This is a genomic window from Methanomethylovorans sp. (assembly GCF_050177135.1).
Lineage (GTDB): Archaea > Halobacteriota > Methanosarcinia > Methanosarcinales > Methanosarcinaceae > Methanomethylovorans.
Map to the genome: position 1 here is coordinate 1 of NZ_JBFXHJ010000042.1, position 15,396 is coordinate 15,396.

At 40.1% G+C, this 15,396-nt stretch carries 14 protein-coding genes and 1 tRNA gene; 8 read left to right on the plus strand and 7 right to left on the minus strand.

The window, feature by feature from the left end:
* Positions 1 to 321 precede the first annotated feature (321 nt).
* Complete coding sequence (locus AB7U21_RS05190) at positions 322 to 951, plus strand: CatA-like O-acetyltransferase (RefSeq protein WP_428387483.1); 630 nt, start codon at positions 322 to 324, stop codon at positions 949 to 951.
* A 21-nt stretch (positions 952 to 972) separates the two neighbouring features.
* Here the strand turns inward: AB7U21_RS05190 and AB7U21_RS05195 are convergent, their stop codons facing one another.
* Positions 973 to 1,197, minus strand: a complete 225-nt coding sequence (locus tag AB7U21_RS05195; RefSeq protein ID WP_428387485.1) for a hypothetical protein — start codon at positions 1,195 to 1,197, stop codon at positions 973 to 975.
* A gap of 355 nt (positions 1,198 to 1,552) precedes the next feature.
* On the opposite strand from AB7U21_RS05195, the gene AB7U21_RS05200 reads away from it, so the two are divergent.
* The 3 genes from AB7U21_RS05200 to AB7U21_RS05210 all read left to right on the plus strand — a co-directional run bounded on the left by AB7U21_RS05200 (position 1,553) and on the right by AB7U21_RS05210 (position 4,022).
* Positions 1,553 to 2,353, plus strand: coding sequence for an EFR1 family ferrodoxin (locus tag AB7U21_RS05200; protein WP_428387487.1), 801 nt, complete (start codon positions 1,553 to 1,555; stop codon positions 2,351 to 2,353).
* Between the two features lie 43 nt (positions 2,354 to 2,396).
* Positions 2,397 to 3,113 (plus strand): TetR/AcrR family transcriptional regulator, encoded by a 717-nt coding sequence (locus AB7U21_RS05205; RefSeq protein ID WP_428387489.1) that lies wholly within the window; start codon positions 2,397 to 2,399, stop codon positions 3,111 to 3,113.
* A gap of 165 nt (positions 3,114 to 3,278) precedes the next feature.
* Positions 3,279 to 4,022 carry an SIMPL domain-containing protein gene (locus tag AB7U21_RS05210; RefSeq protein WP_428387491.1) on the plus strand — a complete coding sequence of 248 codons (744 nt, stop codon included), beginning with the start codon at positions 3,279 to 3,281 and terminating at the stop codon, positions 4,020 to 4,022.
* A gap of 80 nt (positions 4,023 to 4,102) precedes the next feature.
* Here the strand turns inward: AB7U21_RS05210 and AB7U21_RS05215 are convergent, their stop codons facing one another.
* Both AB7U21_RS05215 and AB7U21_RS05220 read right to left on the minus strand, forming a co-directional pair.
* Positions 4,103 to 5,239 (minus strand): MFS transporter, encoded by a 1,137-nt coding sequence (locus tag AB7U21_RS05215; protein ID WP_428387493.1) that lies wholly within the window; start codon positions 5,237 to 5,239, stop codon positions 4,103 to 4,105.
* 1,228 nt (positions 5,240 to 6,467) lie between these two features.
* Complete coding sequence (locus AB7U21_RS05220; protein WP_428387495.1) at positions 6,468 to 6,986, minus strand: hypothetical protein; 519 nt, start codon at positions 6,984 to 6,986, stop codon at positions 6,468 to 6,470.
* A gap of 171 nt (positions 6,987 to 7,157) precedes the next feature.
* Between AB7U21_RS05220 and AB7U21_RS05225 the strand changes: the two genes are divergently transcribed.
* The 4 genes from AB7U21_RS05225 (at position 7,158) to AB7U21_RS05240 (ending at position 10,053) form a co-directional block, all read left to right on the plus strand.
* Positions 7,158 to 7,484 carry a DUF2551 domain-containing protein gene (locus tag AB7U21_RS05225; protein WP_428387497.1) on the plus strand — a complete coding sequence of 109 codons (327 nt, stop codon included), beginning with the start codon at positions 7,158 to 7,160 and terminating at the stop codon, positions 7,482 to 7,484.
* 14 nt (positions 7,485 to 7,498) lie between these two features.
* Positions 7,499 to 7,900: a hypothetical protein gene (locus AB7U21_RS05230; protein ID WP_428387499.1), complete on the plus strand. Its 402-nt coding sequence runs from the start codon at positions 7,499 to 7,501 to the stop codon at positions 7,898 to 7,900.
* A gap of 53 nt (positions 7,901 to 7,953) precedes the next feature.
* Positions 7,954 to 8,026, plus strand: a tRNA-Gln gene (locus tag AB7U21_RS05235).
* Positions 8,027 to 8,274: 248 nt separating this feature from the next.
* Positions 8,275 to 10,053: a histidine kinase N-terminal 7TM domain-containing protein gene (locus tag AB7U21_RS05240; protein ID WP_428387501.1), complete on the plus strand. Its 1,779-nt coding sequence runs from the start codon at positions 8,275 to 8,277 to the stop codon at positions 10,051 to 10,053.
* A gap of 233 nt (positions 10,054 to 10,286) precedes the next feature.
* Here AB7U21_RS05240 and mtaB read toward each other — a convergent pair whose 3' ends face one another.
* From mtaB to AB7U21_RS05260, 4 genes are all read right to left on the minus strand, one after another.
* Entirely contained in the window at positions 10,287 to 11,666 is a 1,380-nt protein-coding gene (gene mtaB / locus AB7U21_RS05245) for a methanol--corrinoid protein co-methyltransferase MtaB (RefSeq protein ID WP_428387503.1), read from the minus strand.
* A gap of 14 nt (positions 11,667 to 11,680) precedes the next feature.
* On the minus strand, positions 11,681 to 12,445 hold the full coding sequence (gene mtaC / locus AB7U21_RS05250; protein ID WP_298683584.1) for a methanol--corrinoid protein MtaC: 765 nt from the start codon (positions 12,443 to 12,445) through the stop codon (positions 11,681 to 11,683).
* Between the two features lie 629 nt (positions 12,446 to 13,074).
* Positions 13,075 to 13,839, minus strand: coding sequence for a methanol--corrinoid protein MtaC (gene mtaC, locus AB7U21_RS05255; protein ID WP_333788102.1), 765 nt, complete (start codon positions 13,837 to 13,839; stop codon positions 13,075 to 13,077).
* 39 nt (positions 13,840 to 13,878) lie between these two features.
* The coding region (locus tag AB7U21_RS05260) for a PAS domain S-box protein (protein ID WP_428387505.1) at positions 13,879 to 15,396 on the minus strand (1,518 nt) is incomplete at its 5' end.

Below are 15,396 nucleotides of genomic sequence, written 5' to 3' on the forward strand. Positions count from 1 at the left end.
GCATCCACCGTCTGAACGGATGTTGTCGCCTTTTTCATGAATCCGAAAAAATCACTGATATAATCTTTTGTATGATCCATATTTGCCACATTCCTCATGATGTACTATATATGCATTCAGCTTTGCACCGGAATTTAAACTGATTTCCTGCCATAGCGTCTCATTGTGTGAGAGATCACATAATGGCAGAATTTTTTTTCTTTTGTTTTAGCAATGTAATAGATAATAGGCCCTCAGGATACTTAATACTTTTACTTGATGCTGAAAAGAAAATATATCCTAACGTAGATTGTATCAAGATCATTGAACGAAGGTGAAAACGTGGTAAACAGATACCAAATAATTGACCTTGAAACATGGAAAAGAAAAGAGTATTGCCAAATATACATGAGTGCGGTGCAGCCTCAATATTGTGTGAGCTTTGAACTTAACGTGACTAATTTTAAAAAGTACGTTAACGAAAATGATTGGCCGTTTACGATGGCGTTCATATTTGCCGTTACGAAATGCGCAAATGAGATCGAGGAGTTCCGGTATCGTTTTCTTGATGGTCAAGTTGTGTTATATGGGTCTATTGATACGTCATTTACATATCTGGATAAAGAAACGGAATTATTTAAAGTGGTAAATGTTCCCATGCAGGATACAATGGAAAAGTTCGTACAATTGGCAACCAAGACGGCAGAAGATCAAAAAGAGCATTTTACAGGACCTGTTGAAAACGATGTATATCAATTCTCTGCCTTGCCGTGGATCACATTTACGCATGTTTCGCACACGGATTTCGGAGACAGGGAAAAAGCGCAGCCCATATTCGACTGGGGTAAATATCATGAAAAAGAAGGAAAATTAATGATGCCGTTCGCAGTCCAAGTCCATCATGCGTTTGTTGACGGTATCCATATTGGCAAACTTGCGGACAAGCTACAGAGATACCTGGATGAAGCGTAGATCATAAGGATAATGTATGCGTCACCATTTATATTGCTCTCTCAATCTGATTTTTAATTTGTCTAATTGTCTAATTCTTTTGGAGATTAAATCAGAAACATCTTTTTCAAATTCGTAAACGACTAAAGTTGGAATAATAGGTATGCTGATTTTTAATTTTTGTTCAGTTGATTTTGACTTATCTGAGATATTCACCAACACCTCATTTATCTGATTATTGAGCTCAGGTATCTCATTTTTAACCATCTCTAAACTCTCAATAATAAAATCCAAAGCAGCATTCGAATTTGCTAATTCATCAATTTTTAAATCAATGTTATCTATTTTTCTATCAATATAGTCTAATTTCTCATCTATGTTGATTTTAATTATTAGTGGAACTATTAAGGAAATTATAGAATAATGCTTTGTTATATCTTTAGTAAGTTCAATTTCTTTAATTTTTTCAAATATATCAGGATTTACTATTTTTCCTCGGTGTAATTAAGCTCCTAACTATTAGTTAGTAACTAACCAAAAGTTATAATATAACCATAAGTTAATATCTGGTGAAACTGATTGCCTCCGGGCAGAATCCTATACAATTGACGGAGTAAGTGACATGAAAATAGAATCTGTGAAATTGGTTTATTTTTCACCTACCGGAACAACAAAAGCGGTTGTTCAGGCCATTGCGCATGGTATTGGTCCAGACACCGTTGAATTGATCGATATTACCGGACCAGCTGCAAGAAAACAACCATTAATGACCTCGGAAAATGAACTGCTTATAGTTGGAGTTCCGGTTTATATGGGGAGAGTGCCGGCACTATTAAATGAATGGCTCCATGCTATCCAGGCTCATAATAACCCCACGGTCTGTGTTGTTGTATATGGCAATCGTGTATATGACGATGCACTACTGGAACTGAGGAACATTGTAATGAAGTACGGGTGTATTCCCATCGCTTGTGCAGCATATATCGGGGAACATTCTTTCTCGAATTCCGAAACACCAACGGCACAAGGACGCCCGGATGAAGATGATCTGATCCATGCAGAAGTGTTCGGACAGAAAATACGTGAAAAACTAGTATCTGTTCAATCGATGTCCCAGATCTCTGATGTGCATGTGCCTGGCACCTATCCTTATGGAGGAGTTACAAAATTATGGACCGTTGATTTTATCGATGTCAGTGATGAGTGTTCACAGTGTGGGATATGTGCAGTGAAATGTCCTGTTGGTGCTGTTGATCCACAAAATTTCCGTATGATCGATACGGAAAAATGTATTACCTGCTGTGCGTGTATCAAAAACTGCCCGCAAAGTGCCAGATCGATGAAACCTGGGATGGTCAAAGACGCATCAGTACGTCTCCATACGCTCTATAGCCAGCGAAGGGAGCCCGAATTTTTTATCTGATGAAGGAGTCATTGAATAAATGTGCGTTAGATGAAGTGGAACTATGGGAACAGCCGATAGAAGACAACGAGAAAAGGAACAACGAAAGAACCAGATCATCGATGCGGCAGAGCGTCTCTTTTTTTCCCGGAGTTATGAAGATGTCTCCATGGATGAGATCGCCCGCGAGGTCGAACTGAATAAGGCTACCATTTATCTGTATTTTAAAAATAAAGAAACACTTTTCGCAACCATCGTACTACGTGGTATCGGGATCCTTAAAGAAAAATATACGGAATGCATGGAGAAACAAGCGCCGGGTATTGTCAAGGTAGCCCTGATGGGAGAGGCCTATTACCAGTTTTCACAGGAATATCCCGATTATCTTCGCATGATCCATTTTTACGGTTCTGAGCGTTTTTCCAAAGAGAACCCGTGTACCGCAGAGATCGGTAAAGGGTATGGTACCTGCCGTCTGATACTGCGGGATGCGATAAAGGAGGGTATCGATGACGGCACGATCCGGGACGATCTCGATCCATTCCTGACCTCGATGTACCTTATGATCTCCTTCATGGGTATCCTGTCAATGGAAAATAAATGGAAACTGGTGATCGAGGCGGAGGGGTTCAGCTACAAGCAGTTTGCCAGTGAGTTTTTCCGGTTCATCACTCCTGCTATATCTTCCGCTGGGATGTCTCACAAAATGAATCTCAAGGACCTCGCCTCATTAGAATCGTTTTTAACAGAGCCTGTGGCATCTGAGGAGAAAAAGAAATAATGACCCTCTTTTTCTTATCGCTGTCTGCTGCCATATATAACTGCAGATGCACCTGAAGTTTAGACAATTCTTTAATATGTGCAGCTCCTTATATAACATGCAATAACCGGCCATGACAAGACAGACTCACCGGTTAATAATGCATCTAACAAGGAGAGTGTGAAAATGTCACAGGAAAATAAAAACGATAGATCATATTTAGCTATCATTGCGCTATCAGTTGTCCTGCTGGTAATGGCATTAACCATATATGCCATTTCGCAAAATGGATCGAACACTGCCGACACAATAACCATGAGCGGGTATGCCGAAGAGAAGATAGTGCCTGACACAGCCTCTTTAAGCATAGGTGTCGTGGTCCAGGCTGACACTGCAAAGGACGCATCCGATCAGAATGCAGCCCTCATGAGCGCTGTCGTCGCAGAACTCAAGGCACTGGGCCTGGAGGACAGGGAAATACAGACATCCTATGTATCCGTGTACCCGGTCTACAACTATGACAGGGAACAAACCATCACAGGTTACTCAGCATCCAACAGTGTGCAGGTCACAACCACAAAGATCGGCAACCTGAGCCAGATCATCGACAGTTCAACAGCCGCAGGAGCAAATCAGATCGGAAGCATCTCCTTCTCGGTATCTGATGACAGGCAGGAACAGCTCCGCGAAGACCTCATGAACGAAGCCATAGCTGATGCCTCATCAAAGGCCAATGCCCTTGCCGGCAGCCTGGATCTTAAGGTCACAGGCGTGCAGACAGCATCCATATCCGAGAATGGGAACTCCAGAGTTTACTATGCAGTGGCAGAAGAAGCAATGGACGCAGCAGCAGGATCGGTTTCCACTCCAATTGAGCCGGGCGAGTCCACAGTTTCAATGTCAGTGCAGGTCACATACTACATTGGATAAGGATCCGGTCCATCAGCCAACCACCATCCAAACCCAAACCACCGGCAGCAACCGGTGGTCTTTTTTCTTTATATTCGAATCTATACTTTACTCTCACTTTCCACTCTGTATTTCATGAACACAGGCAGACAAAGAGCAAGGCTGCATAAGAAAAAAACAGGTCTAAATCCCAACCCGGGAATTAGTGCACCTGCAATTATTGGCATGAATCCCATACCTGCATAGGTATATGTGTTGAATATCCCCATCAAAAGGCCTCTGTTGCCCTTCATGAAAGATACCGCGACAGGAAGTCCGATAAGACCTATGCCTGATCCTGTACCTACTAAAATAAAACCAGGTATTGGAAAGTATACAGCAAGTGTTGTACCCAATGCAGCAAGGATAAGCCCACTTCTGAACATAGCTGCATGGTGTAGATGAAGCCTTCCTGCAATGATATTTGTAATCATTGAACTGGCATACATCCCTGCAATGGCCATGCTAAGCTCTGTCTTGCTCAAAAGACCGACACTATAATCCGGATATAGGGCTAACACCACTCCTGTGACTCCAAATAGTAGGAACGAACTTGACCATATTATAAGATAATTTTTCCGGAAAGATATGCTCTTTATATCTGAAACAGCGTCTGTTTGAATATCGACCGATCTGATGTTGTTCCTATCTCTCACTTTTTCAGCATAGTATAGGTCCCGGAGACCTATGAAGAGCAATAAGATAGAAAATATGGTGAATAGTAAAATACCTCCTTTGATAAAACTTTGTGCAAGGTAACCGGAAATCACCACACCAGCTGCTAAACCGGCATTTAACAGGAAATTGAGCTCACCAAAAAATCTGGTCTTTTCTTTATATTCTGAAAGTAAAGAATATGCAGAAGGAAAAAAAGCTCCGCATGCAGTACCTTCTATCAACCTGGCAAGAGTAAGACAATAGGTTCCTTCTAATCCCACCAACATTATTCCTGCGATAGAAGTGAGAAACATGCTGAACACGATGAGTTTTTTCTTACCGTATCTATCAGACAAAAGGCCAAATGGCAACATCGTAAGAAATGCACCGATAAAATATGCCGAAAACAATAAAGAAGAAGCTAAGGCACTATGAACCGCATGATCTCTTGATGCCAGCTCTGGAAGCACGGGTATGACAGCATTGGATAATCCCATTATGAGGAATACTGAAGCATATACAAGGAATCTTTCTTTTTTCATGGAATGACCATACCTGAGGATGAACGATAAGCTTAAACCTGCAATGTACTCACAATTAATAATAATTCCGCTGATCTTTGATACAAGATCAACATATGTCAAAATTTAAAAAATCAACTCGAGCGCGTTTGAAATTTGTACTGTTAAGAAATCCAGCCATAATATATGCTATAATATACATTTAAAATAATCGATTTATTAAATGTATATAATCCTTAAACAAGTGTATTAAATATATATTGGGCCATATACTATTTGCCTTATATTTTGTGAATTAGCGTATATTGAAAAATATACTATTTACAATATAGTATTTTCAAAAATTATTTTTGCTTAAAATACAAAAAAATACAAAAATATTGTAGTAGTGCTGGTTGGCAATACTTTATACTGACACCTACGCGAAAAACGTAGAATTGAATAAGCCAAGATGGGCAATGATCCACGGGGGTTATTTTTATTTAACTATATTTATAATATATTGTTTTATCCTTTTAGTCTACCCTATTCAAATCAAATATGCCTAAATAAGCATAGGCTGAAAGTAGAAAATATTCACTTTTTATTTGTGAAAAAGGGTATAAACAATGTAATCACAAAGACTATACGAATATAGGCCAGAAATATACACCTATTCTAACCTTAGCCTAAATTAGATAGATAATGGGGGGGTTGCAGGCAAGAATACCCCCATTCATATAGTCTTTGTAACACTCCACTTGACAAAAACACACATTATTTTTGAGTTGAAAACTTATACATATAGACTATATGAATTGCTGATTTTGTACATACCTATTTAGCCAAGATCACCTATACTGCCTTACGAGTTAGCTAAAAATGCAAGTATTGATCACATTTGTAACTAACAATGCATGTTTAAAAAATTATGTTGCATTTTTTAACATAATTTAAATTGTAAATAAATTGTATACTTTTAACATTTATTATACAGGTAGAGTGAATCCAAAATAAATATACATTGTAATAATAAGTAGGTACTTAAAGTCATATTAAATGATTAGACATGATAAAATTTGAATGTAACCGATTATAGTAACCAAACAAACAGTTTAACAAAGAAACAAAATAAAGACTTTTCTTAAATTTTTTAAGAAAATAATATTTACTAAAAAAATAAAAATATTATATACAATAGATAATTTTTACTGAGGACATCCATCCCGAAAATATGAATACCAAATCAGTAAAAAGTGAGAACAATATCTTAAATATCTAAAGTGATCCCGAATACGTCCTGGAACTTTTTGTACTTCTTGCGGGCCCTATACAAGTATTGTCTTACATACTTTTTTCCAAGGGATTTAGCCATCATAGATTCTATCTCAGAGGGAGAGAATATAGTAGTAAGTTTATTCATTGGCACTTTTGTAAGGTCTGTGTAGTAGAGGTCTTCCTGTTTGGGGTTTTCTCTCCTTAACAGCTTTTCTTCTTTTTGAGGACCCTCACTTCGAACATCAGATTCCTTATAGGAAAAAAAGTGAGAGATGGGCTGTTCACTGACCCAGTTCCATGCTTTGTCATAGAGGTTGATAAAAGAAGCACCACACTTTTCACAACAGGCAACTACCGCCACATTATCACCAAGATCATGATAGCTCTGACTTATTATCTGAGCATCGCAGAAACTACATGTTCCTATGGGATTTTCTGTCAGGTCATAAGATGGAACTATCATGTTATCCGCCAGTAGGAAATTGTTAGAAGAATCGTATTTAAAGAGCATGATGCTACCACATTATGAAATGGATATCTTACTTCATTGATAACCTTATCGTTATTTATCGCTTATCTGAGTACCTTTTACCCATATTTGTGCACCTTCTACTCATTTATTACAAACATTTTTATACTTTAAAGGAGAATAACTGTATAATGCTTTGGCAGAGGTGAAACTATGGATTCGATAAAATCCAAAATAAAACGGAGACTTCAGACTTTTATCGAGTTAGATGTGAATGGATTGCGCACTCATATTCTATCTGTGTTCTTACAGGTCCAAAAGACCACAATAGACGAACTGCACCAGCAGATCACGTCGAAGTTCGAGATCTCAAGAAGCGCTGTTGCCTCGATGGTGGGATACATCTATTCCAAACTTGGTATATTGAGATCCTACAAAGAATCTTACAAAACACCGATCGTATATTCCCTAAAAGAAGAATATGCCGATCTTTTGCGCACAGAACTTGAATCAAAGAACATCCAGCTATCTGGTATCTGAGATATCACAGTGAAATGTCTATCGTAAAGGATGCTCCACGGACATCAACTACCATTGTTATACGATCCGACTCAAATGCAAGGATCACACATTCAAGGGATCCATATTATAGCTTAATGAGACGTCTGTTCCAGGAAGAAACTACAGCTATAAGAGGACAAAAGTTCCTTCTGTTGGTCGAAGAGAGGCAGAAGAGCGGTAACCCCCTGAGATCAGATGAATGGAAAGAGATAATGGAACAACTTGGAGTCGATCGCAGCTCTTTCTATTCAATGCGTAATAAGCTCCTGGGCGCTGGGCTGATATCAAACCGGAATCGTGAATATCGTCTTTCCGGTCAGTTCAGTAAAGATCTGCTGGACATGGCAAGATGGTGGTGGACAGCGGTCCTCAATGAAAATCCCGACAGCCTGTAATAAAGCGATACATTAATATACGAAATCTACAATTAAGGAGATGCATTCACCGCAGCCCGGTAGTGTAGTGGTCAATCATGCAGGACTCTGGATCCCGCAACCTCGGTTCGAATCCGTGCCGGGCTATTAAAATATTTTTATTAGTTCTAAGCTGTTATTGTTCTTACTCATTTAGCTTAGTTTTATCTAAGCTTTGACAAAATTAGATTCCTCTAATCCAAGTTGCAATATTTAGTTTGTCCTCCCTCCCAATAATAATCACATACTATTTATATTAAAATATACATACATAAAACTCTAACATAAATAAACCGCATGGATCGTAATTTGAAACCATAGAAAACAGTGTATCAGTAATAGAACAGGACAGAGATATGTATTTCAATATATGCTCAGTACCTTTGTTTGTTTCGTGTTTTATTTTATGCATCCTTTTGTACTATATCCAAGGATACAGGACGATCCAAGGTGCAAAATATTTATCTTTACTTTTGATCTCCATGATCTTCTATTCACTTTTTTATGCATTTGAAATATCCTCGATTGATATCCATACTATTTTGATATTTTATAAAATGCAGTATATTGGACTTTCTGTGCTTCCTTTACTTTTCTTGCTCTTCACAGTAAATTACAGTAGCAAAAAAGACGGGTTGCCAACACCTGTAATGACCCTTCTATCCTGTGTTCCGATCATAACTCTTTTACTTGTATTCACGACTGAACATCACAATTTATTCCATAAGAGCGCGTATGTTAATTATGGTGGTTTGTTCCCCGCATTGGATTTTGAGCCTGGTATATGGTATTGGGTACATATCATGTTTACTACTTTTTGTATAATCATGGGCTTAATTCTTCTTTTTAGTATGTTACAAGTGACACTGCCTGATTTCCACAAACAGATCTATGTTGTGATCATCGGATCATCTATACCACTTTTAACCCTTTTCATCCGTCTGTCGGGACTGTTTCCATGGGAGATCGATCCTTCTCCCTTTTCCCTCACATTGAGTGCCATCATTATATTCATGGGATTTACACGATACAAACTGTTCAATCTGACCCCTGTTGCCCGCAGTCTGCTTTTTGAAAATACCCATGATGGTGTCATCGTTTTTGATAAGGAGCAGAGAATTGTGGACTATAATATTTCTGCTGTGAACAATCGGTACACAAGATCAAATGACATAGGAACGCATGTATCAGAATTGTCAGGACCATGGTGTGACATTTTGAACAGAGAAGCAGGTGACAGAGAAAAAGACAGCATTGAGATCAAGCAGGAGATAGACGGATCTTACCTGTGGTTCAATATTACATTCCTGCCATTGCATGACAACTATGGGAGTAAGATGGGCCAGATGGTCATCATAAGCAATATCACAGAGCGCAAGTATGCAGAAGAAGAGCTATGTAAGGCAATAGATAAAGCCAATTATCTGGCGATCGAGGCAGAAAAGGCAAATACTGCCAAAAGTGCTTTTCTAGCCAATATGAGCCATGAACTGCGAACACCTCTAAATTCTATAATCGGTTTTTCTGATATTCTGCTGGAAGGTGAGACCGGAAGTCTCAATGAAAAACAAGTTAGATACATCACTAATGTGTCTAAAAGTGGCAAGCATCTCCTCCTCGTTATAAATGACATACTCGATATTTCAAAAATAGAAGCTGGAAAAATGGAATTGTCATGTGATAATATATCTATTCATGACATCACTAATGAGGTTTTAATGGCATGTTCTTCCCTTGCAGCAAATAAAAGGGTAGGGCTTGAGCAGAACATGGATTGCAGTATAGGAACGATCAAAGCTGACAGAGTTAGATTAAAACAGATACTATACAACCTTCTTAGCAATGCTATCAAATTTACCCCCACTGCCGGTAAGGTGACCTTAAATATTAGATCAGATGACGAGAGAATTCTGTTTAAAGTAATTGACACCGGAAACGGTATCTCTGAAGAAGATCAGAAAAAGCTTTTTAAGGTATTTGGTCAGCTTGATACTGCAAACAATCGCAGGTATGAAGGAACGGGCCTTGGCCTGGCCATCGTCAAGAAATTAGTGGAGATGCACAGAGGAACGGTCTGGATCGAAAGTGAGGTGGGAAAAGGATCTACTTTTGCTTTCGAAATACCGGTCAAATAAATGGGATGTAATGAAAGTGTGTACAGATGGTTTGAACCTTTATGGAGAAAGGGCTTGCAGAAACTTGACCGTTTAGTAGATTGATCAGAAGAAGGAGGTAAAACTGATCAGACCATAGACCCCAAACAAGTTTTCCTGCAAGCCTTTGTGTAATAGTGAAGATTCGGGAAGTTGGTTTTTTGTTTTTGGAAATAAAGAGTAAGGGTTTGAAGTGAAACCCTTACATAATGTATTTAGAGACCGTAGTTCTCTGGCCTGAAGACCTTTATTTCGGCCTTGTACTTGCTCATGCAGTCGCTCATGAACTTGTCTGCATCTGCAGTGAGTGCTTCCAGTTCACCCTTTGCCTTCTGCAACGCATTGATCTCGAACCTGGTCATCTCAAGACCCTGTGCAGAGGTCAGCAGGTTGCAGCATTCCACAGCAGCGTTCTTTGCACGGAGGTACAGGTCGTTACCGTCCTTTACGATTGCCTGGCCTATCTTGTATGCGTTGTCGTATGCAAGGATGTAGGACTGTGGATCCCTGTACTTGTCAGACGCTACAAGCAGGTCCCTGAGGAGCTTCTCGTTTCCGGATTTGAGTGCAACGTTCATCAGTGCGCAGTCGTAGCTGAGGGTCTCGGACCAGCACTGGACCGTAGTTCCACCGAATTCGGAGTGATATTCGACGGATTCGTTGGACCACAGGTCACAGCACTGCATGATGAGGTTACCCATTACATCGGAATGTGCACAGGTGGAGGTCTTACCTTCAAAGGCCATTGGCATACCAGTGATCGCCTTTACGAAGATGTTTTCGTATCCGCAGTCCTTTCCTGGGCCTACTGCACCGGCTTCATATCCGGAGAGCGTCCTTGCTCCTGCCAGGCTCCTGGCAATGATCGCAAGGGTGTGTGCCAGGTTCTTGTCAAGCAGTCCGCCTGCAATGAACATTGCAGTGTTCGCCTGTGCACAGTCTGTGTCACCGGCTGCAACGACATTCTTCTTCTGGGCGACCTTTGCAATGTCCTGCCAGAGGTATTCCATATCCATGCTGCCGAGAACACCTATTGCGTAGAGCATACCAGCAATATCGTTCCTCAGGATCGCATAGTCGAAGATCTCCTTTCCACCCATTGATTCAATGGACAAGAAGTCTGCTCCGCCTTCTGCAACAGCCTCGAATGACTCCATAAGCACAGGGTACTTGTTTCCTCTGAGGTCCATGTAGTCCTTGTTCTCTCTGATGTCACCGGGGGTGTGTCTCAGTGCGGACTTCAGACCATATTCTTCATAGTACTCTTCCATAATGGTCTTCTGTGCGTGTGCGACCTCCCCACCCCATGTTGGGTTGTTGGTCATCTGCTGCACGTGTTCTGTCTCGAGGACTACTGCAGGGAACCCTACCTGGACCATTCTCTGGAGAATGTCCCTTGTAATTCTCTGGTATTCGTTTACAAGCTTCTCTTTGGAAGCGCCTGCTTCTGGTCTGGGTGCATAGTTAACTTCAGCGATAGTGCATCCTGCACCCAGCTCAATTCCAAGTCCTGCCTTTACCGGGTATTTTGCACGGCCGAAAACCATCTCATCTGCATTTGCATAAGCCATCTGTGTGTATCTTTTTACTGCCATTTTTTTCACCTCGTTCAGTGTTTGTGGAACATTGTCCTAAGCTTGTCTATACCAGCACCGGCCAGGATAGCATCTGCCATCTTTGGTGCATCTGCTGCCTCTTCACCATAGACACCCAGTGAGTATGTTGAAACGAAGTCCTGGTTAACTGCTCCGCCACCACACTGGAATGGTATCTTTATGCCGGCTTCAAGAAGCTGGTCGTTGACCTCTTTGAATGCGTACATGGTGGTTGTCATCAATGCAGTGCCTGTTACCATGAGTGGCTTGTTTGCCTTGACGGCTGCGAGGACCTCTGCGGCTGGTACATCCCTTCCGAGGTCGATAACTTCATAGCCGTTTGCTCTGAGGAGTGCTGCAACAATGGACTTACCTATGTCATGAACGTCTCCTTCTGCCACGTGGACAACTACCTTGCCTTTTGATTCAGGGGACTCACCAGATTTCTCCTTGCAGTACTCGATACCTTCAAGCATTGCATCGGCAGACATCATAACATTTGGCAGGAAAATTATACCCTGGTCATACAGGTTTGTTACTACACCCATACCGACCATCAGTGCGTCATCAATGAGGGAAATTGGACTCTTTCCGGCTGCAATGGCCTTCTCCAGACCTGCGATCACATCGTCTTCTTCGCCTTCAAAAATAGCTTCAGCGATGGAACGGAAAAGAGCATCCTTTGGATAAAGCTCTGCTGCAGCATCTTCCGGGGTCATTGATTTTTCCATTTTTACGTTGTATCTTACTAATATATCCTTGTAGTCTATTTTTAACATACTACACTTCCTTCAATTTATTTTTCAGGCTTGAATAAGCCTTGATCCAATCTACCTTAGTAGGTCCTTTAGACCCGACTATGCAATACTTGTTTTCATATATAAACATTTGTTTTATTTTGTTTTCATATATATAGTTTTCTTCTAAGAGTATTAAATTAAACTAAGTAAACCATCAAAAAACAATGTCAATTGATAGTGTTTTTGTGACTTCCATCTCTTTAACATCAAATGAGTATACACTATTGTAGAAGAATACTCTTATATTATTAAATTAAGAAACATTATCTGGTACTAAAATAAAAACATATTTGCAATATAGTGCATATATCAATACTTGTTTAGTATTGTCATTCCTTACAGATTACGTTTTTATCACATCTGTTTTTTTCATTATTGTATATATACTTAAAAGAAACAAAAAACATAAATACTAGCATTTTTCTGAAAAGAAAAACATAATAAAAAACAGAGGATAAAGTTGAAAATAACTGCTTTAAATCAAAGAATATAGAGTAATATTGTTTTCTTATCCTTTAGCTGGAAAGAAAACATGAAAAAACATTATCAAGAAATAAAATCATGTACAAATCGGGGAAGAATCATCGCATAAAGGTCTGAGATTATTATTAGTGCCTATGGAATTTCTCCCTTAGCTCCTGCACACCAGCACCTTTCAGGATGTCATCAGCTATCTTTGGTGCATCTGCTGCTTCCTCACAATATACCCCAAGTTCATAACCAAACACGAAATCCTGTTTTACAGCTCCACCACCACAAACAAAGGGAATACGAATGTTGTTCTCAAGTAGCAAGTTATTGATCTCTTTGAACGAATACATGGTAGTGGTCATCAAAGCAGTACCTGAAAGCATGATAGGTTTTTCTCTTTTGACAGCATTTATAACTTCACTGACAAGCACATCGCTGCCAAGATCTATGACCTCATAACCATTCGCACGTAGAAGAACAGTGACGATCTTCTTTCCAATGTCATGCATATCTCCTTCTACAACAAACGACACAACCCTGCCTTTGAATTCATGGACTTCACTGGACATCTGTTTACAATATTCAATACCATCGGTCATGGCATGTGCGGATATTATGACATCAGGAAGAAAAAGGATACCTTCATCATATAGCTTAGATACGATACCCATTCCTGGCATGAGGGCATCATCAATCAGAGACAAAGGATCACTGCCAGCCTGTATCGCTGTCTCTAAAGCATCAATAACATCATCTTCATCACCTTCAAAAACAGCTTCAATGATAGATCGTATCATCATGTCTTCAGGAAATAACTCCTTAGCTATTTCTTCTGGACTTTGCTCCTTTTCAACCTTAACATTATAACGGACCAGGATCTCAGATGGGTCGATATTTATCATATTCTTTCCTTCTAATAATTTTATATACATGTGTTTTTTTCAGCCGCTTCCTCTGCCAAGACAGATAAGAGCTGAATGTCCGTCCCAATTTCCCCGGGTGGCTTTTATTTCCACAGGTACCAGTTTCCCATCACATGATTCAAAAGGGATCCTTACTATGGACATTTTCCCAGCCAATATATCGGCAAGCGCAGTGGCGGCCTCAATAGCTCTGTTCTGAGGATGGAGATTAAGCACGTTCAAGCCAAGCAGTTCTTCATGGGAATAGCCGAGATTTTTGCACAGATAACTATTGGTATGTAATATACAGCCATTCAGATCAAGGACATATAGAAAATCCTCTAAAGTGTCAAAAATTTCCTGTAAATTGTTAAGGTTGTTTTGGAAATGTACCTGTTCCCTTATGCGCCCAATCGAGGGTCCTACTTGAGAAGCAATACTTTCAAGGATACTGCGTGTGTTTTGTGAAATGGCATATTCAGTGTGTGACGCGAGCAGGAACACTGCGACAACATTCCCTTCATACTTGAGGGGCAGTATCGCAGTGGCTTCAAGTCCTTCAAAATCAAGATCTTTTCCATGGGTCATGGAATTTATCTCATAATAAAGTTTATAGATCGGATATTCGCTCTTCAGTATCCTGGAGTGTAGAGAATTGGCAGCATAATGTCGTGTACTGTTCACAAACCTGAACGATAGACCTTTATGCGCAATTAGGTTCAACTCTCCTGTAGACCCATCTACAAGATACAATGCACCGCAATCTATTCCTTTGACCTGCGTCACAAGTTCAATGAATTGCTGAAAGGTATCTTTTACATCGGTCGTGGGAGTGAAAAGGGTACCGAGCTCTGCGCCTATGCGCATGAAATTATTAACGTTCTTGCGCTCAGTGATATCAACTATAATACCCTGTAGATATTCGATCCTGCCATCAGGATCTCTCTTAATGATCGATCGTTCATCTATCCAGCGCACTTCACCAGATCTTGTAAGGATACGATACTCAAGAGAAATGTTACTTTCACCTTCCTGGAAACATCTTGAAGTATCATTATCCCTTTTTTGAAGATCTGATGGATGAATAATATCCTCATAAAAGATCTTCCCCGATATAAATTCTTTCGCAGTGTATCCGAATTGGGAAATATTCTCAGATACGAACTCTACTGACCATTTCTTATCGGGTTTCCAGAAAAACACAATTGCCGGACTGCTTTCGATCACGTTCTCGAGGACCTTTTGCACCTCTATGAGCTTAAGAAGTTCTTTTTCTCTTGTTTTCTGCTCCGTAATATCCCGGATGATGGCCATGTAAGACGGCCTGCCTTCATGTTCGATTATTGATGAATTTATCTCTGCAGGGATCCTATTCCCACTCTTTGAAAGCAGTTCGATCTCATATTTATGAGCGGTCTCACGCTTTTTCTCCAGATTTCTCCTGAACTTCCCGGTGATCATGCGACGATATTCCATTGAAAGGAAGTTGGCAAATGGTTTACCAATAGCTTCTGTACGGGTATATCCGGTGATCTCAATAAACTTGCTATTGGCAAA

What these genes read in the sequence shown, in the direction of transcription:
- AB7U21_RS05195 (WP_428387485.1), bottom strand. Translation starts at nt 1,197, where the DNA reads ATGGTTAAAAATGAGATACCTGAGCTCAATAATCAGATAAATGAGGTG.
- AB7U21_RS05200 (WP_428387487.1), top strand. Translation starts at nt 1,553, where the DNA reads ATGAAAATAGAATCTGTGAAATTGGTTTATTTTTCACCTACCGGAACA.
- AB7U21_RS05205 (WP_428387489.1), top strand. Translation starts at nt 2,397, where the DNA reads ATGGGAACAGCCGATAGAAGACAACGAGAAAAGGAACAACGAAAGAAC.
- AB7U21_RS05210 (WP_428387491.1), top strand. Translation starts at nt 3,279, where the DNA reads ATGTCACAGGAAAATAAAAACGATAGATCATATTTAGCTATCATTGCG.
- AB7U21_RS05215 (WP_428387493.1), bottom strand. Translation starts at nt 5,239, where the DNA reads ATGAAAAAAGAAAGATTCCTTGTATATGCTTCAGTATTCCTCATAATG.
- AB7U21_RS05220 (WP_428387495.1), bottom strand. Translation starts at nt 6,986, where the DNA reads ATGCTCTTTAAATACGATTCTTCTAACAATTTCCTACTGGCGGATAAC.
- AB7U21_RS05225 (WP_428387497.1), top strand. Translation starts at nt 7,158, where the DNA reads ATGGATTCGATAAAATCCAAAATAAAACGGAGACTTCAGACTTTTATC.
- AB7U21_RS05230 (WP_428387499.1), top strand. Translation starts at nt 7,499, where the DNA reads ATGTCTATCGTAAAGGATGCTCCACGGACATCAACTACCATTGTTATA.
- AB7U21_RS05240 (WP_428387501.1), top strand. Translation starts at nt 8,275, where the DNA reads ATGTATTTCAATATATGCTCAGTACCTTTGTTTGTTTCGTGTTTTATT.
- mtaB (WP_428387503.1), bottom strand. Translation starts at nt 11,666, where the DNA reads ATGGCAGTAAAAAGATACACACAGATGGCTTATGCAAATGCAGATGAG.
- mtaC (WP_298683584.1), bottom strand. Translation starts at nt 12,445, where the DNA reads ATGTTAAAAATAGACTACAAGGATATATTAGTAAGATACAACGTAAAA.
- mtaC (WP_333788102.1), bottom strand. Translation starts at nt 13,839, where the DNA reads ATGATAAATATCGACCCATCTGAGATCCTGGTCCGTTATAATGTTAAG.